The sequence below is a fragment of the Paenibacillus glacialis genome, from assembly GCF_001637205.1.
GTDB classification, from domain to species: Bacteria; Bacillota; Bacilli; order Paenibacillales; family Paenibacillaceae; genus Paenibacillus_AQ; species Paenibacillus_AQ glacialis.
In genome coordinates this window covers 79,898-105,204 of record NZ_LVJH01000017.1, presented here as the reverse complement: position 1 = coordinate 105,204, position 25,307 = coordinate 79,898, and the positions used below count along the sequence as shown (strand labels likewise).

The following is a 25,307-nucleotide window of genomic DNA, read 5'->3' as shown; positions in this document are numbered from 1 at the left end:
TTATATGACAGATTGAAAACCCAAGTGCACCTGGTTTGGCCGTCCGTCACTAATTCATACAAACCGCCACACCAATCAAATAACGTAGCCCTTCGTGCCTTAAGTTACACCCTCATCATCCATCGATAACTCTTTGTAGGAAGTATCATCAATTGCTGTGTAATCCATACGGAAACTGCACAAAAAAACATAACGCCTTCATCGACGGATAAATACGTCTTATAGAATCTAATCCCCATTGTAACACGACAGCACGCAAGTAGAAACGGCTTCACCGCCCCTAGTGGACAGCGAAGCCGTTTCTACTTGACAACAAAGCAAAAGATTCGTTAAAACTTAACATTTCGTATGGAAGATGGCATCCTTCATACTAAAACCTTCCAGACTTGAAGATCCCGTACAACAACCACACTACCATAAGTAATGCGACTATAAATCCAAGACCAATCACAGGAAGTTGCCATAATATGGAGGATTGATTATTCATTGCAGAACCGATAATAAGTCCAACCATAATAATGCTGAAGGCCAGTAATACAATGCTCATCGAGAGCCTATTACTGATTTGATCCATCTTACGCATTAAAGATTGCAGCTCAGGCACACTAATCTCGACCTTCAGCTTTCCTTTACTGATAAGGGATGACAGCTGGCGTGCTTGACCAGGAAGTTCCAACATTCCCTCAAGCAATCCGGTTACTCCCCCAATAAATTTCTTCTGTAGGCGCTCCGCACTGAATCTTTCTTTCAATAACTTCTTCCCAAAAGGTTCAGCCATATCAATAATACTTAGTGAAGGATCCAACTTCTCCATCACACCTTCTAAGGTCAATAAAGATTTGCCTAGAAGCGTCAAATCAGGAGGAATAACAATCTGATGATGTCGAGCAACTCCGAACAGGTCGTTCAGAGCCTTTCCCATACTCAGTTCCGAGAAAGGAATGTCGTAGTATTCGTCCCTCAATCGATCTAGATCAGCTCGTAGTAAGGAGATATCTCCTTCTACTGGGAATAATCCTAACTTTAGAATAGCACGCACCATACCGTCTGTATTTTTCCTCATTAATGCGATAATAAGAGCAGATAACTGATCTTTCATATCCGCGCTTAAACGGCCTACCATTCCAAAGTCAATGAAAGCAATGCTCCCATCTTTTCGGACCAAAAGGTTTCCTGGATGAGGGTCGCCATGAAAGAATCCTTCGATGAAAATTTGGTGTAGCATACCGTTTGTAACACGTTCAGCAATTTCCTTAAGGTTATAACCATTATCCAGCAACTGATCACGACGACTTAACATAATACCATCTATATACTCCATTGTAAGTACACGTGAAGAGGTAAACTCCCAATATATCCGAGGAATATAGATATGTCGATCGGTCTGGAATTGCAACGAAATCTTCTCCGTATTGCGTGCTTCCTGACTGTAATCTAATTCTGCCAATATTGACTTGGATAATTCCGCAACGATACGGGTCAATTGGTATTGCTGCGCCCACTCCCAACGTTTCTCAATCATAACTGCTAGTCCACTAATAATATCAAGATCACGGCTGACCATCTTCACAACGCCGGGACGCTGGATTTTGACCGCTACAGTCTCACCTGTTCTTAACTTACCCATGTGGACTTGCCCAATCGATGCTGCCGCAATGGGGGTATCTTCGAACCAAGAGAAAGCATCTTTAATCGCTACATCTAATTCTTGTTCAAGAATGCCTCGAGCCGTCTCCGATGAGAAAGCCGGCACCTGATCTTGAAGCTTTACCAGTTCCTGAATGATCGCATCAGGCAAAAGATCAGAACGAGTACTTGCTAATTGGCCAAGCTTGATAAACGTAGGACCTAGATCCTCCAGAACATGGCGAATCCGCTCTCCTATCGATTTAGTCTCGAGTGATTCATGAGTGATCCAGCGACGAGGAAGCGTAAGAACTTGGAACAGTTCAAGTTCTTCCACCATATAACCAAAGCCATGACGCATAAGCGCCATAGCAATTTCACGGTAACGTCCGGTATGACTAATACGTGCAGCCATTATTCAACCTTCGGTGATTCCAATTCCACGATTCTACTTTCTAATGCAGCAATACGCTGTTCAAGGTTAAGTAGATCATTTGCAGTCGGCACATGAAGTTCCTTTAGAATACGGTTCACTTGCTCATGGATGAGAGTCTTGAACTGACCTTGTTCGACCTCTCCCCGTTCAATAAGACGATTAACCAATGCTTTGGATTCTTCCGGTGCAAGTTCGCCACGTGTCACGAGATCATCCACGATTTTCTCAACTTTCTCCTTGCTAACCATGGTAAGACCTAATCCTAAAGAAACGGCTTTCTTAAACAGATCACTCATGTTTATTACCTCCTTATTATTATCGAGAAGTCCAAAGTGCTGCTTGGTGAATAAATTGACGTAATGCAGGTTGTCTAAATGAAGGTTCATGGTGCCCAGGCATCAGAACTGTTACGCGGCCAAGACCATACGTATGACTCCAAGCTGCAGGATACCACTTGTCCTCCAACTGATACTCCAACAAGATCTTCTTCTCCGTGAAGGTATCCAATTCAAATTGGAATGGTTCTTCTTCCATTTCAAAAGGTTGCACACCTTTGGTTATCGCATGCTCACCACTCGTGCGGAAAGATAAGGGTTGATACGTCGGATGACCGATAAACTTGCCCCCCATTAACTGAGCTAACTCGTATCTACCGCCAAGCGAAATGCCATTATGAATAACCAGCAACCCTCCGCCATGACTAACATATGACATTAAACCGGCTGTTTGCTGTGGAGATACTTTTTCATCCCACAAATCTATATAAGAGATACAAAGATCAAATTGTTGGATATTGTTGTCTAACAGCATGTTCTTATTCTCACTACACTGCACACTCATTACATCATTCAATATATGGCTAATCTGCGTATCCACCCCTTGCAACGGATGAAATTTAGGGTGTGTATAATCCCCTAATAGCAGGCATTTTTTATTCGTATTCATTTATTTATTCCTCCTAAATGTGACCAGGGTAATAACTGTTGGGTACTATCCTAACAACAGCATATTCTCCCTTACTTAAATTCCATATTCTCTTTCAAGTTCCATCCACTACCATACTTAGCATTCTCATGCCTCATGATATTCTATACTGTAGTTAATAGCATTCAACATGCGATATAAAAAACCTCTTTAATAAAAAATATCTAGACATTTCATTTAAGAAACTAAAAATGGTACAACCCCTTGGCCGCACCATTGAAAGCTACCTTGTTTACTTGCTTCTGCATATCATTACGTCTTTAGCACTTTATTCTTCGTCAGAAGAGGCCACTTCAATATCCGATTGGCTAACAAAATAACGTCCTAATGCGACCATCATACTACCCATTCGTTCTTCTTCCGGTACAACAATGCGCTGAACCCCTTCTTCTTTCAGAGCTTGAGCCGTAATCTTCCCTACAGCTACTGCTACTACTGGACCATCAAATGCAGCAATTATTGCTGAAAGCTGATTATGTACACGAGCATACTCCGCTAAGAATCGGAACTGCGGCGCACTTGTGAATGTTACAGCGTCTACGTTAGACTGCACAATATCCTTCGTAAGTTGTTCTAAATGGTGTTCCTCTGGAGCAACATGACGATAGGGAAGTATTTGTCTCGTTGTTGCTTCTTGTTCATCCAACCACTTTGTAAGCTTCGACGCTGAATCCCCATGAAGCTGTAGGATCACACTAGCACCTTGTATATTATATGACTCAAAAGAGCGAATAAGTCCTTCACTACTACCATCATCATCCCTTACGATAGGAGTTAAATGACGCTTTTTCAATGCATTCACTGTTTTGTAACCTCTTGCAGCAATAGATGATGCCGATAAGACCTCTAGGAACTTATCTGCTACCCCCATATTCTCAGCCATATCAAATAAGGCTTCGATTCCTACACCTGTCGTTAAGATTACCCATTGCGGTGGACTCTCTAGCCATGAAGTTAAACCTTCTCGAATCATATCATCATCTAGAAATACCGTTCCTTGTGCAGGACGATACACGGGTGTACCACCCATGTTCTCTATCAACTTACCCATTTCAGCTACTTTGCGAGAAGCGGCTAATGCTACAATTTTACCATACATCTTCTGAGCCATCTTCGTTTCCTCCTCATCATCTCTAGCGGAGGCACGTAGAGTTACATAAATATCAATATATTCATGCCTGACCGTCTGTCAATTGTATCATACTCATCATATTTCTACATAGATTGAACTAAAGTTTGCGCTCACAAGTTCAATCATTCTCGATCTATATACTTGAATGTTTAATTTTTCAGAGGTGTTTTACGTGGGCGAAGGAGTACAAACATGCCGATTGGAATAATGATCTCGAATACAAGGGCAATCCACGCCCACTGATGATTAAAGTCCAACATTTGAATTGTATCGCGAAAGAACCACGCAGAACATGAGAGTGACAGTAACCCAATCGGTGCTGCCATCATTTTTCCAGAAACAGAAGGCACCATAATCTTAAGTCCATAACATATAACATACAGGCTGATGGCCATATTAATGAGAATAAAAGGGTACCAAAGTAATACGAAGAGAAGATCGAACCTATCCAAGAAGTCTGCGATTCTGATCTCCCTAACCAACTCATAACTAGGATACATAAGCCTTTCAGCCAGGGGTACTCCTATCACTAATATTAACGTCAACACAACCAGAACAATCAACAGCGTTCCTATGACAAGTGAATAAAGAGGATCACGATAGCGATAGTCCTTACTGGAAATAATGAGTGGTAGCATGATAATCTGGCCTGATGACGACATCACGAGCCAAGTCCCTTCACTGACCCCTGGGATATCCATATGAAAAAAAGGCATCATATTTTCCAGATGAAAATCTTTGAACAACATGATCAGCATGATAAAAAGCGCAAGAATCACGATAGGTCCCATGATCTCTGACAAAGAGATCAACGTTCGCAGTCCACCCCTTACAATGAAGACAACCGTAGCTATGATCAATAGGGAAGTAACGATGAACGGTGTATTCGGTAGTAATACTACACGTGTATAGTCGACCATTATTCTAATATCGCGTGTTAGGATATACAAGAAAAACAATATATATAGAAAACCAACTCCTCTTCCAATCACCGGAAACCTACTCACTAGCGATTGAAACAAGTCTTGATCCGGAAACCGTTTTGCACTCCGTAATAACATCCATAGAACACCCATAAATAGGATGGCTGCCATCAAATAAGTTACATAGGTGTGCTGTTTGGCAATCGAAATAGATCGAATCCCATTGATCACAAATGGTAACATATAGACGATACCCAGTAAAATGATCTGACGTGGCGTTATTTTGTTCACATCTATCCCCTCCAAATCCTTCTGCCTTAGTCAAATGGCACCCATTTCTTAATGATTTGCCCCACCCATACTGTTGGACTTATATTTCTGTCGAATTTCAAGTTGTACATAAATATGCCGAGACTTAAGACAAACAAAGAACAAGCAATCCAGCGATTTGAAGGAGGTAGGGTCCGAAGAACCTTCCAATCTAGCAAGAGGATTAGGACAATAAGGGATGCAAATATCAAGGATAGACTAATCATGGATAATCTCCTCTTGTGGAAGTCCCATTGGTTTGAGGGCTTGACCAACCGTCTTTAGTTGTACATCCGTTTCAATTTCTACTTTGACATGAGGATAAATGTCCTTCCAGCGACTACTCAACCGATCCCATTCCTTCGGTTTGTGTTGGTGAATGATTTCTCCGAATCCCAAACTGTCAGCATGATACTCATTTTGTAAAATATCCAGTACTTCGATTAAATCCTTCCGTACTTTATCTCCCAATAATTGTTCTAATTTACGCATACCGACTTCATTCGTCGGACTGAAGTTAGAGGCATTCTCAACGAGTGAACCTTCCATACGGATGTGGAATTTCATGGTTACATCATCTCCGTGGATCGTAGGTACAAACCTCGCATTACTATCTTTAAATAAAAACACTAAATCCCCTTCACCTTCTGGCGCAGGAATACTCATTTCTGTATTCCTATTTTGATTCATAGAAAGAATCATTATTTTGACCATATCTCCTTTTAAGGTTCCAACCATTCGATCTCCTTTGAATATAGCTAAACCTACAATCCGCAGGTTCTTCATAGGTTCACCTACCTTAGAAGGCACTGAATCATCAACTTTAAGCAACGGGAGAACAGGATCTATTCCGTCAGAAAGTAGAGCATTCAATACTGATTTAATTGAAATAGCTTCTTTCGTGAAGTTCATAATCAACTCACGAACCATCTCTGTTGGAAACTGTTCTATCGGTGCATCCGTATCCAGTATTTTATACGCTGAACCCTCTGTAACGGCCATCATTGATTGGAGGCGATTCTGAAGTGTTCTTGTAAATACATCCATTATGGGAGAGATACCCTCTCGTGCTAACTCATCCCCAATAATAAGTGAACGACGATTTGAAAAGTTGATCGTACGTGAGTTATTTCTTTGTATCTCTAAAGAAGATAAACGAACGGTTTTCCCCAATTTAGATTCTATATACCAGCCCTTGCCCCCACCAGACTTCCCAATAGAACCGCCAAGTTCCTTTGGCACAGCGATCTGAACACTCGTGCGATACTTAGAACCTTCCTTATCTACGGCCGTACCTAATATAAAGGCGATATCATTAATTTCCTTCCGATCCCAACAACCGGATAAGAATACAGGGCAAATCAGGACTATCGCAGTTACTGTCACTATCTTTTTCCTTTTCATGTCAACTTTCACCAACCCTTTTCAGGCTTAGGAGTACCGTTTATCCCCTTTTCCATACGTTTGTTATTTTCTTTCGTCGTTCCTTGTGGTCTATGAATCATTTTCCACCATGGCATACGAATGAATACATCCTTTTGATTCTTCTTGTAATATGGGCTAACCCCTTCTAGATATGGCCTTCCGAAGGAGGTCAATTGTGATAAATGAACTAGAATCCACACGAAAGTAATAACGATTCCGAATAGCCCGAATATGCCCGCCATAATCATAAACGGAAATCGTAGCAATCGAACCGCTATGGCCAGATTAAAACGTGGAATTGTAAAGGAGGCTATCCCAGTCAAAGACACGATAATAACCATGGGTGCGGAGACAATTCCCGCTTCCACTGCTGCTTGACCGATAACGAGTGCACCCAAGATACTAACCGCTTGTCCTACCGTCTTAGGTAATCGAATCCCAGCTTCCCGAAGGGCTTCAAATGCGACTTCCATCATCAATGCTTCAACAAGAACTGGAAAGGGAACGGCTTCTCGAGCAGCCGCTATACTAAGTATTAGTCTAGAAGGAAGCATATCTTGATGAAACGTGACCACTGCTATATACAAGCCTGGAAGAAATATAGCTATCAACACGAAAAAGTACCGCAGAAGTCGAACGAAGTTACTAATAAAGAATCGTTCATAATAATCTTCACTAGCTTGCATCAGTTGCCATAGGGACACGGGGCCAATCAGCACAAAGGGAGTGCCGTCAACGACTATAGCAAAGGCACCCTCCAATAACTGTGCAGCAACCGTGTCAGGTCGCTCCGTATATTGCATCTGCGGAAAAGGAGAGTAAGGATGATCCTCAATAAGTTCTTCAATATACCCTGATTCGAGAATGCCATCGATCTTAATATCCTTTAAGCGCTTTGTGACATCTCTCAGCTGTTTAGGATCCACTAATCCTTCAATATATGACAAGACAATATCTGTTTTGGTCTCTTCACCAATCACAAAGTTAACCATCTTAAGCTTGGGGGTCTTGAGCTTGAAGCGAATCAAAGCCGTATTCAACCTTAATGTTTCTGTGAAGCCCTCCTTCGGGCCACGGATAACAGACTCCGTCTGAGGTTCTTCTACACCGCGTCTTAACCCACCTCTCACATTAAAAATATGTGCTTCGGCAGTCCCTTCAATCAGTAGTACAACACATGAGTTAATGACGGCCGTAATGATATCTCCCCATGTCGTAGCCTTTGAAGCTTGTAAGAGTGACACACGTGTATTCTGTGGAGATTCGATAGAATCTCCATCCTCATTCTCTACATAACCTATGATTAATGGCTTTAGCATTTGAGCTTCTATTTCCTGAGCAAATACAATCCCTTCTATGTAGAAGAGGATTGCATCCTGGCCTTGTGCTACTTGAATATTTCGGTACACTATATCCGAGCAATCCGCGAATATCTTCTTAAGAGTCTCTATATTTCGAGCTAGGTCTTTCTGTAGGGGTTCCTCCTCAATAGGCGGTGATGGAAGACCTAACATCACATTGCCAGTAGATATCAAGCCCTGTGAACCTCCTGATTTACTCACTATTAATCACCTCCGTTATTCCATTAAATTGGATTTATCAGTAGCTTGTTCCATATTTATGAAAAGTATGTACATTCCCATAAATTAATCGACAAGTTCCCTCTATATCCGCTAATATAATAAGGATGGCTTAAAATGCCCAGGAGGAATTCCATACATGATTAATGTGTTATTTGTTAATATTTGTATCATCGTTACTTTTCTTTATTTCTCTGGTGTACTTTCTAAAAGATATTCGATAGGGATATCCTCCATCTCGCTTCCCGTCCAAATTAATTCGGGTATCCTCTTTGGAATCTACGGCATCGTATTGATGCTATACACGATCCCTGTTGGTCCCAATACATATGCTGATCTCCGCCATCTGTTCCCCGTCGTAATTGGAACATACATCGGACCTGTACCCGCTATTATTAGCGCTATTATCATTGGAATCGGACGAATGATGTTATACGGGTTTACTTCTTCAGGAATCGTCGCTTGCATCGGCATTATAGTGGTTGGGTTTATATGCGCCATTATTTCACGTTATCCTTGGACAAGATTCTTCAAAATTATTCTAATGAATGTACTTAGTATGTTCGTTATCCTCATTTCTCTCATGATTAATATCAAAGATATTCCAACCGTTATGAGCTTCTACCCCATTGAATTCAGTATTGCCGTCATAGGGGGATTATTTGTATATGCGATAACTGAATATATTTATTCAACAAATAAGCTATTTGTTCAACTAGAAAAAAGGGCAACTACCGACCACTTAACACAACTCAACAATTTACGATCATTTGATGTAGCCATAAAAACCCACCTGGCTCATGCCAATCAGCGTGGAGAAACCTTATCACTACTAGTCATCGACATTGATCATTTCAAAAAAATAAATGACACCTACGGTCATTCCGCTGGAGATGTTGTACTTAAATCGATTGCAAAAATACTAGTAGACTATTCTCGTTCATTTGATGTCGTCTCTCGAAATGGTGGTGAAGAATTCACCGTATTATTGTTGGATTGCTCCCACCATCACGCTTTAATCATTGCTGAAAAAATACGTGTAGGCGTTCAGAATCATTCGTTTATTCTGCCTGATCAAATATCTGTATCTATCACGATCTCGATTGGAGTTGCTACTTATCCAGATACCGTAGCCGTTCCCACTGGACATGCTCTTGTTGATATGGCCGATAAAGCACTCTATGAAGCTAAGAGAACAGGTCGTAATAAAGTCTGTTCATTGGAACTTGAGTTAGTTAACTAAATAAGTCATATTCTTATGCTATTGAAAAAGCCGTTATCGTAGACAGATCAGTCTAGGATAACGGCATCTTTATGTTTATTTACTATGGTCTAGGATCTGAATCTATTGGAACATTAGGATCATTATTGGGCATAATCGTCGCTTCATCCTTTTTACGTCCTCTACGTAGATATTTAAATAATCCAGCAATAGCAACAACCACTACGATTCCAAACTTTTTGACAAGGATGACAAGCATTGCAATTAAGCCAACTTTCTTCGCTACAACCAATCCACCACCACCTATGATCAGTCCAGCAAGTCCTATTTCAGCCAGCTTATCCGTCGATTCGTCGAAGTCTGCGTAACCTTCGCCTGAATTCACTGAGAAGTTGGATAATACGATATTCTCAAATGACTTACGGTCCTCGGCCAAATGTGTAGGATCCGATACTAGAATCGCAGAAATATAACCTTCCCTCGTCAATATACGAACATTGTAATTGATAAGAGTCTCATTATTGTTATCATGAGCAAGAAGTGACCATTTCAAACTATGTAAGTTGTCATCATAGGTCGGTGGAACGTCCCAACCATCCACAAATAAGTGATTTTCCTCTGTTGTTTCCTTATTAGCCGCTTTCGTACCTTCTTTATAACTTTGCAGCAATGCGTCCGCATCGATATCATTCTTCTCGTCATCCGCAATATGGCCTATATCATCATAATCAAAAAACACAGACCATGTTTCATTCTCATCCGTTGGAAATACGGATCCAATCTCCTTGTTACTCGGTACTCCACCGTAAGAAAGCTCATTAGCTACAGTATCATCCTTATCTAGAAATACCAGACCTGGCTGTAATTTAAGCTTTGCTATCGTTCCAAGTCCAACTTCTTGACCCGAACCCTGTACCCAGTTCAATTCCTGCTTTTGCTCATCCGCATGTACCACGCCTGAAACACTCATCATCGCATATGCTGCGATGGCGAAGGCCATTACCAAGTTGAACCCTCTTCGATCCTTCCTAGTCCTTCCCACCCTATATTGTTCCATAATATCTCTCCCCTAGTTATTATTTACCAACAATAAATAACTATCGGAAAGAACAAGCCAAAAATGAATAGAACTGGATAAATTCATCTTTAATACCTATAAGAATGGTCTATGAAGAGAGGTACTGTGGCATATTGGCCGAATGTGCCTTCTATCTTTCAAGAAAATAATAATGGGTATAGCTACGTTGCATTAACAATAACGCAGCCAAAGTGCACCTTCCATACACTTTGACTGCTTTATGCTACTTCTACATCATGATCTTGATTACGCTAGTATTTGCTCGATGCGCTCCAATACGTCTACGGATAACGTGATCCCCGAAGCTTCAACATTCTGCACCACTTGCTCAGGACGACTCGCCCCAACCAATGCACTAGAAACATTGTTCTGACGTAATATCCAAGCTAAAGCTAATTGTCCAACCTTTACACCTAGATCATTAGCAACTTCTTCAAGCTGTTGAACCTTAGCAATACGTACATCGCTAAACTTATCCTGATTCCATCCAAGCTTAGCCGCACGACTATTCTCTGGAATGTTAGATGAAGAACTATATTTACCCGTCAATAAGCCTTGTGCCAATGGTGAGTACACCACTTGTCCAATGCCCTTCTTCTCACCGAGTGGAATAATCTCTTCCTCGATCTCACGCTCGAACATGTTGTATAGTGGCTGATTAACAACGATTCGGTCAAGCAAGTAACGGTCAGCTACTGCAAGTGCAGCTTCCATCTGTGCCGCTGTCCACCGACTCACACCAACGTAGAGAACTTTACCCTGACGTACCAAGTCATCTAATGCACGTAATGTTTCTTCTATTGGAGTCTCAGGATGGAAACGATGGCAATAATAAATATCAACATAGTCCGTATCTAGACGTTTCAGACTTGCATGACACTGTTCCATAATATGCTTACGAGATAACCCTGAATCATTGGGTCCATCTCCCATGTCACCAAATACTTTTGTTGCCAAAACATACGATTCACGAGGATACGCTTTAAGCGTCGGACCTAACAATTGTTCGGCTGCTCCACGCTCATATACATTTGCCGTATCAAAAAAATTAACACCCGCATCATAGGCCGTCTGTATCGCCTTAACCGCATTCTCTTGTTCCACATACCCACCGTAAGTTAACCAACTACCCAAGCTGATCTCACTCACCTTTAGTCCACTGGCTCCAAGTCTCCGGTACTTCATAATTGAATATCCTCCTCAGCAAGTATGTTGTGTTAATCATGTTTCATGACCTTATTGTAAACATTCCGTGTGTCCTTTGGAAATGTTAATTCACGACATGCCCACATCACAAATAGATTATTTTGCAAAAATAATAGTAATTTAGGAATAATGAGGCAAACTAAGCGAAATCACTAACCTATACTTAGGAGGAACCCGGCTGTGACTAATCACTTAGAACCATCACATCAACTGCCCCAATATCCTGAATCCCTTTGGCGGGCCTCAACCGAACTACCCACTTTCCCCCAACTGACGGAAGATATTACGGTAGATGTAGCTATCGTGGGTGCTGGAATTGCAGGTATAACGACTGCCTACTTATTATCTAAAGAAGGATTAAGGGTTGCATTACTAGATGCAGGCCAAATATTAGAAGGGACCACCGGACATACCACTGCTAAGGTTACCGCCCAGCATGGCCTAATCTATGACGAACTGATTCAGCATTTGGGAGAGGAACTAGCCGCCAAGTACTATCATGCGAACAGTGAGGCAATTGAATGGCTGGCACGAACCGTGAAAGATCTCGACATTTCTTGTGAATGGAAAGAAGAAGACGCCTATCTGTATGCCGAAGGCGAGCAAGCAGAAGCCAAGCTTATCAAGGAATTTAAAGCCTACGAGAAACTCGGAATTCCAGGGCTATGGAAAGACACTGTCCCTATTCCCCTTCATATTAAAGGCGCCATTCAGTTACCTGGTCAAGCGCAGTTCCATCCATTAGCTTATTTGAAACGTCTGGTGGAAGCCATTGTCAAAGCTGGTGGAGTTATTTATGAGAATACAACCGTTAGTGAAAAGCTCGGAGGAGAACGACCTTTCACGCTCACAACACTTCATGGTAATCACCAAGTCACATGTCAGCATGTCGTCTCAGCCTCCCACTTCCCATTCACGGATGGGGGAGGGTTCTACTTCTCACGCCTTCATGCAGAACGATCCTATGTTGTTGCTATGAAACCACAAACACCTTTTGCTGGCGGAATGTATATCAGCGTTGACGAGCCCATACGTTCTCTAAGATCCGCTTCATGGAATGGAGAATCGCTCGTTCTCGTTGGTGGAGACAGCCATAAGACCGGACAAGGGATATGCACCTATCGACATTATGAGAACCTGGAAGAATTCGGTGATACGCTGTTAGGCATGACGGGAATTCCTTTCCGCTGGTCTGCTCAGGATCTATTCACCCTCGATAAGGTTCCTTATATCGGCCAAATTACCGCTAGCGATGAAGGTATTTATGTAGCGACTGGATTCGCCAAGTGGGGAATGACAAGCGGAACGTTATCTGCAAGACTCATCACCGATCAGATCCAAGGAAGAGAGAACCCTTATTCCGAACTTTTCTCTCCTTCACGATTCCACCCTAATCCAAGTATTAAGAATTTCATCGTACAAAATGTCAATGTAGCTAAGGAGATGTTATCCGGCAAGTTAGGCATTGTGTATACCAAAGCCAATGATCTTCAGAAAGATGAAGGTGCCGTCGTAACCCATTTCGGAAAAAGAGCTGGTGCATACCGTGACACTGAAGGCGCGATTCATCTAGTTGATACGACATGCACTCACCTGGGCTGCGAGGTAGAATGGAATGAAGGTGACCGTTCTTGGGACTGCCCTTGCCACGGTTCTAGATTTGGTTATGATGGGAATGTTCTTGAAGGACCTGCACAAGAACCTTTAAAGAAACTGGATTTTTAAAACGTAACATAAAACCCCACTCTCCTTCATAGAAAGGAAGTGGGGTTTGTATATAGCTTTTAAGTCTCCAACATAATTTGTCCGGTCTGCGATAGGTCATATTCTGAGATTGCACTTAGTTCCTGCTTGTACTCATCAGATTGTAGAATGTCCATCAGTGATCCGATCCAGCCTATGTTATCTACGTTCTTCATCATCACAAGATCGTATCTCTCATTCATTAATGGAATAAACTCGACATGGTCAACCATGGATGCCGCTTTTTCAGTACCTACACCTACATCCGCTTCGCCAGAGGCTACTCTAGTCGCCACAGCTAAATGATTAGACCGTTCATCACCGTATCCTAATAGCTGGTGAGAATGAATTCCATGCATACGTAGTTGCTCATCCAGTAATACTCTAGCACCAGAGCCCTTCTCACGATTAATCAATCGAAGTCCTGACTGGGTTAAATCCGTCCAATGGTTAATATTCTTGGGATTGTTAGATTGAACATACAATCCCGCTCTTCTAAACAGGAGATTGACTACTATATAGGAGGAGCCTGCAAGTAACCTTTTTATATAAGGAAGATTGTATTCTCCTGTATCCCCATCTAAAAGATGCGTGCTGACAACGTCCGCTTCTCCTTTGTACATAGATATAAGACTCTCAAGACTACTGACATGGCTACGAAGTGGACGTATCCCTGTCGTCTTGTCTTCTATATGTTTAGACAATATATCAAGGCTGATATCTTGGCCAGTAATGACGATAGATCGTGTACCTGCCTTCAACGAAGATAGGTCTGACGTTTCTATAGGGTTTAAAGAAGGTGTGTTAGACAACCCTTTAGCCCGTTGTTTATAAGCTTCCAGATCTACTGCATCTATTCGCATTTGCTTGCCCACCCTATAGGAGAGCAACTCACCCTTTTTTATCAGATCATATACGGTAAGCTTAGAGATCTTCAATAGTTTCGAAATTTCCTCTGTTGTATAGGACACATCGTTAGTCATAGGGATCCCCTTCCATTACTATCACGGTCACGTTAATTGATTACTTTATTCTAGCATATCTCCAAATCATTATGATAAATAAGGTTTACATTCCAATGGAATTCCACGTATAATTCATACTAATTATAACTAGATATAACCATTTATAACTTAGGAAGGTGAAAAAGTGACTAGATTGATAAAAAGTAGTTATATTCTGTGTCTCATCTTAATCATTTCGCTTATAGTCGTTGCCTGTAATTCATCTAAAAATACAACCACACAAACGATCAAGGCTCCTGTAGAAACGATAGAACTCACGATCTCTGCCGCTGCGAGTCTAACGAACGCTCTACAAGATATACAAACCCTTTATGAAACAACCCACACCAACGTTAAGCTTAACTTTAATTTCGCGGCATCAGGTGCTCTACAACAACAGATCGAGCAGGGTGCTCCAGTTGATCTGTTCATCTCCGCAGCCACTAAGAATTTGCAGGCGCTCGTAGATAAACAGTTCATTCAAGCAGACAAACACACGAATCTATTAACTAATGAACTGGTTGTTGTTGTTCCTACTGACTTCAATGCTGTGATCACCAAGGTTAGCGACTTATCTCATGAGGATATTACTAAACTGGCAGTAGGTATTCCCGAGAGTGTTCCGGCAGGAAATTATGCCAAAGAAGCATTAACGAAGGCAAACTTATGGGATACGCTACAACCCAAGATCGTACAAGCCAAAGATGTACGTCAAGTCCTTCAATACGTTGAGACAGGAAATGTAGATGCAGGTTTTGTGTATCAGACAGATGCGTTGACTACAGACAAAGTGAAGGTTATTTTCACCGTAGACCCTACTACTTACACTACTATAAAGTACCCAATGGGAATCATATCAACAACGAAACATCTTGAGGAATCTGAAGACTTTTACACATTTCTACAAACAGAAGCGGCTTTGAAAATATTCATAAAATACGGGTTCTCCGTACCTAAATGAACACGCTACATATAGATTGGCACCAGTTCTGGATTCCCATTCGATTATCGTTACAGATCGCATTCCTTTCAAGCATCGTAACTATTGTATTAGGCGTCGTCGTTGCTTGGTGGATGACCAAAAGGCAATTCAGGGGAAAGATTTGGCTCGAAACGTTGTTTATGCTACCACTTGTTCTTCCACCAACGATCGTTGGCTTTCTCCTACTTATTATATTGGGAAGAAAGAGCTGGCTTGGACAAGCCATTGAACGGTTCTTTACATCCCCTATCATATTCTCATGGTGGGCCGCCGTTATTGCTGCCATTGTCGTTTCTTTTCCGCTTGTGTATCAAACAATGAAAGTGGGACTTTCTTCTATAGATAAAGATTTAGAAGAAGCTAGTCGCTCGATGGGCGCAAATGAATGGCAGGTTTTTCGATATATTATGCTCCCCTTGGCCTCAAGATCATTGGTAACCGCTTATATTCTAGGCTTCGCACGAGGCCTAGGCGAATTCGGGGCAACGCTCATGATTGCTGGAAATATCCCTGGCAAAACACAAACCATCCCCACAGCCATTTATGTAGCCGTTGATTCTGGCAATACCCGTATGGCATGGGCCTGGACTCTCACGATGATTCTAATCTCCTTTCTATTGCTGTTATTAACAGGCCGAAAGAAACAATAAGCACAAAAAGAGCATGCCAACAATATCCCATGAGATCTTGTTGGCATGCTTTGTCTTGAATAAATCACATCTGCTCTAAGAGAAATTCTATTTGTTTAAGGTATCGATAAACAATTTCAAGAAAGCCTCGCCATCTACTTCGACACACACGTTCATATTAGGTGATTTAGCTAGCGATGATTATGGGGAACTTGATATTTACATCCCTGTTCGTTTAATTGAGTAATCCTTATATTTCAACGCCTTTTCCTTTCATGCATGATAACACGTTTAACGGGTTACTCTAAAAAATGTCCAAACCAAAAGAATTGGAAAAGGAGGGAATCCGTTGGAGCATCAGACTGATGATCAAGTCCGAAACAAGGAAAATAGAGATGGAGATTCTCTTGCCGAAAGAAAGAAAATGGAGAGTGGCGTAGATATTGAACCACAAGCAGATGAGTGGGCTGCTAGACCCGTAAATCATGTTGAAACAGAGTGCAAGAATAACTAACATTATCATGATCGACTAAGACCACCACGAGCATGGGATGACCTCTGTCCATCGAAGAGGATCATTCCAACCGTGGTGGTCTTCTGCTTGCCAACTAGACTACTATCATTTCACATGAATCTGACTCACCACATTTTCCAATTGTGCTGTGGGGTTGCACCGAAAGTAATAGAGTGATTCCGCTCGATGTGAACCTTGGGCGTAGGCATGCATATGTTATATAAGCCTATTAGATAAGGGAGCGGATTACGGAAATGTTATCACATTATGATCAAGCCCGAACGGCAGCAGAAGCACAACTGGTTCGAGATCTCACGACATCCTTGAATGGTGAATACCATGCTATTACCTGCTACGAGAAGTTAGCGGCTTTGGCCCCTACAGAAGAGATCAAGAAAAAAATTATGGAAATACGTCAAGATGAGATCAGACATTTCCAGCATTTTGCTCATGTTTACACCTGTTTAACAGGTTGTTTACCTGCTCCCAAATTATCCGAAGCTTGTGCATCTGAATATAGAGCAGGTGTATTAGCTTCATTTAAGGACGAGCAAAACACAGTCGATTATTATCTCAAGGTCTCAGGCCAGGTATATGACACCTACGTAAAAGAGTTATTCAGACGTGCAGCTGCGGATGAACAGAATCACGCTGTTTGGTTCTTATCTTTCCTAAGCTAACACAAAAAGGAGTACGTACTGGTAACCAGTGCGTACTCCTTTCGATGCACATAATATTCGATATTTAATTACCTAGTTCATCTTCGATCTCATCCATCACATCGAACGCACCACTTGAGATATTTGCACATACAACAAGTGTAATATCCGAAGAAGGATAATAACCAGAGTGAAAGCTCACACCAGGGTCATACCCCATAACGTGATACTTAAAAATACCACCATTCTTCTTCCCGATCCACATGCCATAACCGTAGAAGTCATCATCCCCGTCCTGAACATGAGGTGTGAGCAACTGGGTAGTAAGGGCTTCATTTAATAGCTCTTGGTTCGTTAGGGCTTTCCATAGTTTAACCATATCCCTCGCTGTGACAAAGGCTCCACCATCGGAGCCACCTTGCACAGGAAGAGAATAAATATTTGTTCTCCATGTACCGTCTTCACGATCAATAAAGCCAATGGCTGTTTGCCCTGGAAGTGAATCTAACGCAAAATAACCTGAATCCATCATGCCCGCTTGCTTAAAGATTCGTGTCTCTACATAGTTCGTAAATACAAGTCCACTTACTTGTTCGACAATCAAGCCAAGCAAGATATACCCTGCATTGTTATAGTGAAAATGATCACCAGGTGCAAATGTCATCTGACCTTGTTGAAATAGCGACAAGAAATCTTGCAGACGACGTATATGATACATCGGACGCTCGACCCATAACTCCTCAAAGTCATCCATCACCTCTTCATCGAAATAATCAGGTATACCTGATGTGTGCGTTAGGAGATGATGTATCGTTATATTCGTATTAAAGTTTGGAAAATCTATATCAAGACATTCTTTTAAATGTGTGTCCAAAGAAATCTTACCTTCTTCTACAAGCTGGCAAATGGCAATAGCCGTGAAAATTTTGCATCCTGATGCAATGCCGTAGCGTGTCCCTGATTGATTATTCAATTGCTCTGCACGATTGGCATAACCATAACTCGCCTCTGCAAGAATTTCCTCGCCCTGTTCAACAAGAACCGTACCCGAGAATTGAATTTTATTGTGAATCTGTTCGATCCTTGTCATTAAGCGATTATTCATTTGTGTGACCTCCAAGTTTTATTTTCTTTTTTCTGAAGTTTTAACCGACAGATTCTCAAAGTGACAACAACACTCCTGAAAAAAGAAAATGTTCTAGAGGTTCCTCTTAGTACTTATATCCATAATTACCCACCCCCGTACGTATCAGTATATCAAAAAAGGAGTACCACACTAGTAAAAAGTGCGTACTCCTTAATGTCATACATCAAATCTTCGTTATCTACACTGCATCCTCGATTGATTCTGAGAATTGGCTGTTGTACAGGTCTGCATAGAAACCACCCTGCTTCAGTAATTCCTCATGGTTACCCTTCTCAATCACGCTACCCTGGTTCATCACTAGTATAAGATCAGCATCTCGAATCGTTGATAATCGATGTGCAATGACGAAACTTGTTCTACCTTGCATCAGCTCATGCATGGCTTTCTGAATGTAGATCTCAGTACGCGTATCCACGCTACTGGTTGCTTCATCTAGAATGAGAATAGATGGATTCGCTAGAATCGCTCTCGCAATGGTTAGAAGCTGTTTCTGACCCTGCGAAATATTCGAAGCCTCTTCATTCAGAATTGTATTATAACCATCTGGAAGGGTTCGAATGAAATGATCTGCATGGGCTGCCTTAGAGGCTTTAATAATCTCTTCTTCCGTTGATCCTTCGCGACCATAAGCAATATTGTCTCTAATCGTACCATTAAAGAGCCAAGTATCTTGTAGAACCATCCCGAACTTGCTGCGAAGATCACCACGCTTCATATCCGCAATATTCACGCCATCAATCTTGATCACACCATCATTTAACTCATAGAAACGCATAAGCAGATTAATGAGTGTCGTCTTCCCTGCTCCCGTTGGTCCTACAATGGCGATCGTCTGTCCAGGGGACACATCAATATTCATATCTTCAATGAGTATGGCATCTTCCTTGTATCCAAACTTAACATGTTCGAATTGGACTGCCCCTTGTGGGTATTGAATCGTCTTAGCATTCTGAAGTTCTGGCACTTCTTCTTCTTCATCCAAGAGTTCAAATACACGTTCAGCGGATGCTATCGTCGATTGAATAACGTTCGCAATGTTAGCTGTTTGGGCAATAGGCATCGAGAATTGTCTTGTGTATTGAATAAAAGCTTGCACATCCCCGATGGTGATTCTTCCGTTCGTGACAAATATTCCACCTACGACACACACTAATACGTAACCGATATTACTAACAAAACTCATTAAAGGCATAATCAAACCGGAGAGAAATTGAGCTTTCCAACCGGAGTGGTACAATTTATCATTAATTTCATCGAAATCCTTCATCGATTGTTCTTCACGACCAAATGCCTTCACAATTTTATGTCCTGTGTACATTTCCTCCACATGTCCATTCAAATCACCTAGAGACTTTTGTTGTCCCTTGAAATACTTCTGAGATCGGCTAGCTACACCTTTAACAACAAGAACACTTAGAGGCAGCGTGATAATCGTAATAAGTGTCAGCCACGGACTGATCGTTAGCATCATAATAATGACCCCAACAATGGTCACAATAGATGTAATAAGCTGCGTTAAACTTTGTTGTAACGTTGTACTGATATTGTCGACATCATTCGTTGCACGACTCAGAATTTCACCATGTGTCTTGGAATCGAAATACTTGAGCGGTAAGCGAGATAGCTTGCTATTAATTTGCGTCCGCATATCGAGTACGACTTTCTGAGCAACTCCTGCCATCAGATATTGTTGCACATATCCGAATAAAGCACTGATGATATAAAAACCTATCAAGATCAGCAAGATCTGTGTGATATAATCAAAATCAATTTTGGCGCCTGGCGTCATTATACCTTCAAATAATTTAGTCGTCGCTTTCCCCAGTATTTTGGGACTTACGATACTAAATAGCGTACTTAATATCGCCATCAATAGTATGAATAACAATGTAATCTTACGAGGCTTAAGATACTGAGTTAATCTTTTTAAAGATTCCTTGAAATTCTTAGCCTTCTCGCCAGGCATGACCATCCCTGGTCCACCTGGTCCGTGTCCTCTTCCCATTCCTGAGCTAGACTTCTTATTCTCACTCATGCGCTTTCCTCCTCTGACAACTGTGAGGATACAATCTCACGATATACATCACAGGTAGCCATCAACTCTTGGTGTTTACCTATTCCGACAATCCCACCATCATCCAGCACAATAATTCGATCAGCGTCCATTACCGTACTTACTCTCTGAGCTACTAATAGTACAGTCGCATTCGCAGTAACCTCTTTCATTGCTGCACGAAGTTTGGAATCAGTCTTGAAATCAAGAGCTGAGAAGCTATCGTCAAATACATAGACTTCTGGATCTCTAACCAATGCACGAGCAATGGAAAGTCTTTGTTTCTGTCCGCCAGAGATATTACTACCGCCTTGAGCGATGTCGGACTCAAATCCGTCTTTCATATTCGATATAAACTCAGTGGCCTGTGCTATTTCAGCAGCACGCTGGATTTCTTCATCACTGGCATCTTCCTTACCATAACGAATATTCTCAGCAATGGTCCCGGTGAAGAGTACTGATTTCTGCGGAACGAAGCCAATCTTCGCTCTTAATTGTTCCTGTGATAGCTCTCGTACATCCACACCATCGATAAGTACTCTTCCACTTCCTACATCGTAGAAACGTGGGATGAGACTAAGAAGCGTTGACTTACCTGATCCCGTCCCTCCAATAATTGCAGTTGTCTCACCCGGTCTCGCATCAAAGGAAATGTTAGCGATCGCTGGTTGTTCTGCGCCAGGATAATGGAAGGTAACATCCTCAAATGTGAGGTAACCACGTTGACCATTATCTTGCTTAGGTTGTGCTGGATCATTAATTTCCGGTACCATGTTCAATACCTCATTAATGCGGGTTGCTGAAGCTGAAGCTCTTGGAACGATAACAAAAATAACAGAAACCATAATAAGAGAGAACATGATTTGCGCAGCGTACTGAATAAATGCCATTAAAGAACCTACTTGCATATCACCATTGCTTATACGAATTCCACCGAACCAGACAATGGAAATCGTTGCAAAGTTCATAACAAGCATCATGATTGGCATCATAGCTGCCATAATTTTATTTACTTTAATAGCTGTGTTTGTTAAGTCTACATTGGCATCGTTGAAGCGCTTAGTCTCATGCTCCGTACGATTGAACGAGCGAATTACTCGCATACCCGTAAGATTCTCGCGTAATACACGATTCAATGTATCTAACTTCACCTGCATTGCTTTAAATAGTGGAAGTCCCTTAAGTGCTAAAATCGCAATCGCACCAACAAGTACAGGAATAACAACAACAATAACAAGTGATAATTTGGCGTCTTTATTTACGGCCATAATGATACCACCAACACACATCATCGGAGCGCTTATCATCATGCGAAGAAGCATAATTAGCACCTGTTGAACTTGGTTAATATCATTCGTGGTCCGGGTAATTAAAGAAGCTGTGCCAATCTTATCAAACTCCTGTAGTGAGAAATTCTGCACATGATTGAACATCTTACTCCGTAATCGTTGACCGAATCCTACAGCAACACGAGAGGAGAAATAGCTTGCTCCTATAGAGCAAATAGCTCCTATACCCGCAATCAGCAACATGATGCCACCTATTTGCCAAATATATGGAATATCACCTTCCACAATTCCTTTATCTACAATATCCGCCATCAATGTGGGTAGATATAGATCCGATAATGATTGTATAAATACCAGAATGAGGACAAATGTGATTGGAATTCTGTACGGTTTTAAATGTTTAAATAATTTCAACATATGTTATTCATCCCCACTTTCAGTCTGACGCGAGTCTACCTGCTCATAATATTGACAAGCTTTAATGAGTAAATCTACCAGTTGGTTACTTTCTTCTTCCCCTAAGTAATGAATTAAACCACTAAAAGAAGCCTCTGTTAGCGCTAATGCCTCTTGAACGACTTCTTTACCCTTCTTACTCAACTTAATTCGAACCGCTCTACGATCTTCCTGATCCATTGTTCGTTCAATGAACCCCTTAGCATCCAGTTCCTTAAGTAGCTGAGTAACGGTAGGAGAAGTAACACCTAGAATTTCACTAATTTCAGAAACTCTTAAACCTGCAGTATTAGGCTCTCTTTTCTTTTGTAAACAGAACATAAGAATCACTTCACTTGGTTTAACACCCTTAATCGCATTATGGCTAAACCCTGCTTTATTGAATCTCTTAATAGCTATGAACAATTTCTCCGCATTTAAATTCTCCATTACGATAAACGTTTCTCTCCTAGTAAATCCGAATTAGTTAGGTTACCTATGTATTATAATTCCCCCCAAAAACATATGTCAAATGTTGCATACGTTTTCAAATAGAAATATTATAAGTAGCCTTTATTCCTGCTTAGTACGACTATTCTCCATGAGTATTCCTTTCGTGAAGTGTATCCATTCCTGTGCGGCAAAAGACTGGTACCGATCTTTACGCCAAATCATGCCGAGTTGCCACGGAATGGATGGATTAACGAGAGGGATGATATGAATCCGCGACGCATCTACTTCACGACAAATGGTCTCTGGTAGAAGAGCGATCCCCAAATTGGCAGCTACCATCCCGCTAATTAAGTCCCACTGCGAGCTCTCATAGACGACATGAGGCTGGAATCCTAAACGGACACACTCTGTAATAATTCGATCATGCAGAGCGAAATCTTCACTAAACAATACGAATAACTCATCTTCAAGTTCTGACAAGGAGACGCTCTCTCTCTTTGCCAATGTATGTGTAGGGTGCGCAAGCAGCATTAGATTCTCCTGTACAAAAGAGAAGGAATGAAATAGTTCGTCATTCGTTGGTAGTACCGTCACACCAATATCCAGTAGTCCGCTCTCCACGTCGAGTTCCACTTTCTTTGCACCATCCTCAAAAAGTTGTATAGAAACGTCAGGATACTGTTGATGAAACTGCCCGATTACTTCAGGAAAGAAACTAGAACCAATCATAGGTGGTAGTCCGATACGAATATGACCTTTTCTAAGATTCTGTAAATCCTGCAGCTCTGATGAAAGATTCTGAAATGAATTCACAATGTGTTGACCCTGTTCGAACATGATTTTTCCAGCATCCGTTAATTCGATCTTTTTGCTGGATCTGTCAAACAATATAATATCGAGTTCCTCCTCGATATTCTTGATTGTCTTACTTATGGTGGGCTGGGTTATATATAGCGATTCAGCTGCTTTCGTAAAACTTCTGTGACGAGCAACTTCCATGAAATATTGTAGATGTCGGATGTCTATTCTACTCACTTCTCCTCTTGTATCTATCATAGCCAAAATGCATGTTATACATTCTTTATATTCATTTTACCTATGAAAACAATTGATGTAAAATTTTCATACAGAATGAAAGGGAGTTGCAACATAATGAATTTGATCAAAGGAATCCTTCAAGTAGCCGCTTTAATGCTGTTCTCCATGCTCATGAATCAGATTACAAGTTGGCTTCATTTGCCAGTACCCGGAAGCATCGTGGGGATTGTCGTGATATTCATCTTGTTGGAGACACACATTATCCGTCTTGAGTGGATTGATATCGGAGCAAAATGGTTGCTCGCTGAACTACTTCTCCTCTTCGTCCCCGCCGCTGTCGGCGTCATGAAATACATTCCAATGCTTCAAACGGATGGCATTCGTATCCTAATTGTTGTCCTCATCAGTACTTTTACTGTCATGGTAAGTACCGGACTTATGGCAACTAGAATTTCAAAGAAAAAGGAGAAACGAGCAGCATGATGATCGGATTGTTCTACTTAAGCTTAACTCTTGGTGTGTATTATTCGGCCAAAAAGATCTATCAGAAATGGTCGAAAGTATATCTTTCTCCCTTACTAATAACACCCGTCATACTCGTTGTCTTCTTATTATCAGCAGGTGTTCCATATGAATCTTATAACTCTGGCGGCCAATGGCTCAGTGATTTACTGCAACCTGCAACTGTAGCATTTGCCGTGCCTCTATATAAGCATTTCAAGGTATTAAAAAAGCACGCTGTTGAAATTATCACGAGCGTACTGTTTGGTTCCATTGTAGCGATGGTCACTTCCGTGTTTCTTGCAAAATGGATGCACCTGAGTAGTTCGCTTGTGACCAGCCTTATGCCTCGGTCCATCACAACACCCATTGCTATTAACGTGTCTCAAGTCATCGGAGGCGTCCCCAATATAACGGCAGTATTCGTTATTCTTACAGGTCTGTTCGGCACGATCATCGGACCTTCCGTATTACGAATATTCCATATTGATAATGAGGTAGCACGAGGCGTACTTCTCGGTACTAGTGCCCATGGTATGGGTACGTCCAAGGCATTTGAGATGAGTGCGCTAAGCGGCACTATTTCCAGTGTCTCGATGATTCTGGCTGCTCTCTTTACCCTTGGAATGGCTCCTACGATGATGAATATTTTATTAATGCATTAATACTACTGTTGTTTAGAAGGACCGCTACGATAACGGATTGTCCTTCCGATCGCTGTTGCCCTCTGATTTCTTGATCACATACCGCCTATAGCGGTAGAAATCAGAGTTCAAAGGCGAACGCTTACGCTTCTCCAGGACAATTCCGTCCTCTGCGCTACGTTTCTGCTTCATCCATTACTCTCAATACAACAATTACTATTCAATGAAAGAGTGTCCCAAAAGCCATTTGGCTAGGGACACTCTTTTTTTGTAGGAGCAAATATGCATCTCAATT

25 protein-coding genes are annotated in these 25,307 nt (G+C 41.5%); 8 read left to right on the top strand and 17 right to left on the bottom strand.

Features of this window, described 5'->3' with window-relative positions; translation table 11 throughout:
• Positions 1 to 370: 370 nt before the first annotated feature.
• The 8 genes from PGLA_RS10340 to PGLA_RS10305 all read right to left on the bottom strand — a co-directional run bounded on the left by PGLA_RS10340 (position 371) and on the right by PGLA_RS10305 (position 8,349).
• A complete protein-coding gene (locus tag PGLA_RS10340) occupies positions 371 to 2,041 on the bottom strand; it encodes an ABC1 kinase family protein (protein ID WP_068532246.1) in 1,671 nt (556 codons plus the stop codon).
• Positions 2,041 to 2,358 (bottom strand): phasin family protein, encoded by a 318-nt coding sequence (locus tag PGLA_RS10335; RefSeq protein WP_068532244.1) that lies wholly within the window; start codon positions 2,356 to 2,358, stop codon positions 2,041 to 2,043. Before PGLA_RS10335 ends, PGLA_RS10340 begins: the two co-directional genes overlap by 1 nt.
• A gap of 19 nt (positions 2,359 to 2,377) precedes the next feature.
• Complete coding sequence (locus tag PGLA_RS10330; RefSeq protein WP_068532242.1) at positions 2,378 to 3,007, bottom strand: ThuA domain-containing protein; 630 nt, start codon at positions 3,005 to 3,007, stop codon at positions 2,378 to 2,380.
• A gap of 307 nt (positions 3,008 to 3,314) precedes the next feature.
• Positions 3,315 to 4,157 carry a uroporphyrinogen-III synthase gene (locus tag PGLA_RS10325; RefSeq protein WP_068532240.1) on the bottom strand — a complete coding sequence of 281 codons (843 nt, stop codon included), beginning with the start codon at positions 4,155 to 4,157 and terminating at the stop codon, positions 3,315 to 3,317.
• 170 nt (positions 4,158 to 4,327) lie between these two features.
• Positions 4,328 to 5,392, bottom strand: a complete 1,065-nt coding sequence (locus tag PGLA_RS10320; RefSeq protein ID WP_068532238.1) for a GerAB/ArcD/ProY family transporter — start codon at positions 5,390 to 5,392, stop codon at positions 4,328 to 4,330.
• Positions 5,393 to 5,418: 26 nt separating this feature from the next.
• Positions 5,419 to 5,637 carry a hypothetical protein gene (locus PGLA_RS10315; protein ID WP_068532236.1) on the bottom strand — a complete coding sequence of 73 codons (219 nt, stop codon included), beginning with the start codon at positions 5,635 to 5,637 and terminating at the stop codon, positions 5,419 to 5,421.
• Positions 5,630 to 6,814, bottom strand: coding sequence for a Ger(x)C family spore germination protein (locus tag PGLA_RS10310; RefSeq protein ID WP_068532576.1), 1,185 nt, complete (start codon positions 6,812 to 6,814; stop codon positions 5,630 to 5,632). Before PGLA_RS10310 ends, PGLA_RS10315 begins: the two co-directional genes overlap by 8 nt.
• A gap of 8 nt (positions 6,815 to 6,822) precedes the next feature.
• On the bottom strand, positions 6,823 to 8,349 hold the full coding sequence (locus PGLA_RS10305) for a spore germination protein (RefSeq protein ID WP_068532574.1): 1,527 nt from the start codon (positions 8,347 to 8,349) through the stop codon (positions 6,823 to 6,825).
• A 205-nt stretch (positions 8,350 to 8,554) separates the two neighbouring features.
• On the opposite strand from PGLA_RS10305, the gene PGLA_RS10300 reads away from it, so the two are divergent.
• On the top strand, positions 8,555 to 9,658 hold the full coding sequence (locus PGLA_RS10300) for a diguanylate cyclase (RefSeq protein WP_068532234.1): 1,104 nt from the start codon (positions 8,555 to 8,557) through the stop codon (positions 9,656 to 9,658).
• Positions 9,659 to 9,740: 82 nt separating this feature from the next.
• Here the strand turns inward: PGLA_RS10300 and PGLA_RS10295 are convergent, their stop codons facing one another.
• On the bottom strand, positions 9,741 to 10,694 hold the full coding sequence (locus PGLA_RS10295; RefSeq protein ID WP_145939533.1) for a DUF2167 domain-containing protein: 954 nt from the start codon (positions 10,692 to 10,694) through the stop codon (positions 9,741 to 9,743).
• A gap of 267 nt (positions 10,695 to 10,961) precedes the next feature.
• Positions 10,962 to 11,900, bottom strand: a complete 939-nt coding sequence (locus PGLA_RS10290) for an aldo/keto reductase family protein (protein WP_068532232.1) — start codon at positions 11,898 to 11,900, stop codon at positions 10,962 to 10,964.
• A 201-nt stretch (positions 11,901 to 12,101) separates the two neighbouring features.
• Here PGLA_RS10290 and PGLA_RS10285 point away from each other — a divergent pair, with 201 nt between their 5' ends.
• Positions 12,102 to 13,646, top strand: a complete 1,545-nt coding sequence (locus PGLA_RS10285; RefSeq protein ID WP_084410925.1) for an FAD-dependent oxidoreductase — start codon at positions 12,102 to 12,104, stop codon at positions 13,644 to 13,646.
• Positions 13,647 to 13,705: 59 nt separating this feature from the next.
• On the opposite strand, the gene PGLA_RS10280 is transcribed toward PGLA_RS10285, so the two are convergent.
• Positions 13,706 to 14,647 carry a helix-turn-helix transcriptional regulator gene (locus PGLA_RS10280; RefSeq protein WP_068532228.1) on the bottom strand — a complete coding sequence of 314 codons (942 nt, stop codon included), beginning with the start codon at positions 14,645 to 14,647 and terminating at the stop codon, positions 13,706 to 13,708.
• A gap of 166 nt (positions 14,648 to 14,813) precedes the next feature.
• Here PGLA_RS10280 and modA point away from each other — a divergent pair, with 166 nt between their 5' ends.
• The 4 genes from modA to PGLA_RS10265 all read left to right on the top strand — a co-directional run bounded on the left by modA (position 14,814) and on the right by PGLA_RS10265 (position 17,473).
• The gene (gene modA / locus PGLA_RS10275; RefSeq protein WP_068532226.1) at positions 14,814 to 15,629 is read left to right on the top strand and encodes a molybdate ABC transporter substrate-binding protein; all 816 of its coding nucleotides are present in this window, start codon (positions 14,814 to 14,816) and stop codon (positions 15,627 to 15,629) included.
• The gene (gene modB / locus PGLA_RS10270; RefSeq protein WP_068532224.1) at positions 15,626 to 16,300 is read left to right on the top strand and encodes a molybdate ABC transporter permease subunit; all 675 of its coding nucleotides are present in this window, start codon (positions 15,626 to 15,628) and stop codon (positions 16,298 to 16,300) included. The genes modA and modB overlap by 4 nt, the downstream gene beginning before the upstream one ends.
• 328 nt (positions 16,301 to 16,628) lie before the next feature.
• On the top strand, positions 16,629 to 16,793 hold the full coding sequence (locus PGLA_RS28355; RefSeq protein ID WP_169810190.1) for a hypothetical protein: 165 nt from the start codon (positions 16,629 to 16,631) through the stop codon (positions 16,791 to 16,793).
• A 254-nt stretch (positions 16,794 to 17,047) separates the two neighbouring features.
• Entirely contained in the window at positions 17,048 to 17,473 is a 426-nt protein-coding gene (locus PGLA_RS10265) for a ferritin-like domain-containing protein (protein ID WP_068532222.1), read from the top strand.
• Between the two features lie 64 nt (positions 17,474 to 17,537).
• On the opposite strand, the gene PGLA_RS10260 is transcribed toward PGLA_RS10265, so the two are convergent.
• The 5 genes from PGLA_RS10260 to cidR all read right to left on the bottom strand — a co-directional run bounded on the left by PGLA_RS10260 (position 17,538) and on the right by cidR (position 23,855).
• Entirely contained in the window at positions 17,538 to 18,557 is a 1,020-nt protein-coding gene (locus tag PGLA_RS10260) for a serine hydrolase domain-containing protein (RefSeq protein ID WP_068532220.1), read from the bottom strand.
• Positions 18,558 to 18,777: 220 nt separating this feature from the next.
• Positions 18,778 to 20,634, bottom strand: a complete 1,857-nt coding sequence (locus tag PGLA_RS10255) for an ABC transporter ATP-binding protein (protein ID WP_068532218.1) — start codon at positions 20,632 to 20,634, stop codon at positions 18,778 to 18,780.
• Positions 20,631 to 22,358 (bottom strand): ABC transporter ATP-binding protein, encoded by a 1,728-nt coding sequence (locus tag PGLA_RS10250; RefSeq protein WP_068532216.1) that lies wholly within the window; start codon positions 22,356 to 22,358, stop codon positions 20,631 to 20,633. The genes PGLA_RS10255 and PGLA_RS10250 overlap by 4 nt, the downstream gene beginning before the upstream one ends.
• A 3-nt stretch (positions 22,359 to 22,361) precedes the next feature.
• Positions 22,362 to 22,826 (bottom strand): MarR family winged helix-turn-helix transcriptional regulator, encoded by a 465-nt coding sequence (locus PGLA_RS10245; protein WP_068532214.1) that lies wholly within the window; start codon positions 22,824 to 22,826, stop codon positions 22,362 to 22,364.
• 123 nt (positions 22,827 to 22,949) lie between these two features.
• Entirely contained in the window at positions 22,950 to 23,855 is a 906-nt protein-coding gene (gene cidR, locus PGLA_RS10240) for a cidABC operon transcriptional activator CidR (RefSeq protein WP_211269530.1), read from the bottom strand.
• 123 nt (positions 23,856 to 23,978) lie between these two features.
• Here cidR and PGLA_RS10235 point away from each other — a divergent pair, with 123 nt between their 5' ends.
• Both PGLA_RS10235 and PGLA_RS10230 read left to right on the top strand, forming a co-directional pair.
• The gene (locus PGLA_RS10235; protein WP_068532571.1) at positions 23,979 to 24,350 is read left to right on the top strand and encodes a CidA/LrgA family holin-like protein; all 372 of its coding nucleotides are present in this window, start codon (positions 23,979 to 23,981) and stop codon (positions 24,348 to 24,350) included.
• Positions 24,350 to 25,033, top strand: a complete 684-nt coding sequence (locus PGLA_RS10230) for a CidB/LrgB family autolysis modulator (RefSeq protein ID WP_068532569.1) — start codon at positions 24,350 to 24,352, stop codon at positions 25,031 to 25,033. The genes PGLA_RS10235 and PGLA_RS10230 overlap by 1 nt, the downstream gene beginning before the upstream one ends.
• 24 nt (positions 25,034 to 25,057) lie before the next feature.
• Here PGLA_RS10230 and PGLA_RS27930 read toward each other — a convergent pair whose 3' ends face one another.
• Entirely contained in the window at positions 25,058 to 25,204 is a 147-nt protein-coding gene (locus tag PGLA_RS27930; protein WP_161487869.1) for a hypothetical protein, read from the bottom strand.
• Positions 25,205 to 25,307 lie beyond the last annotated feature (103 nt).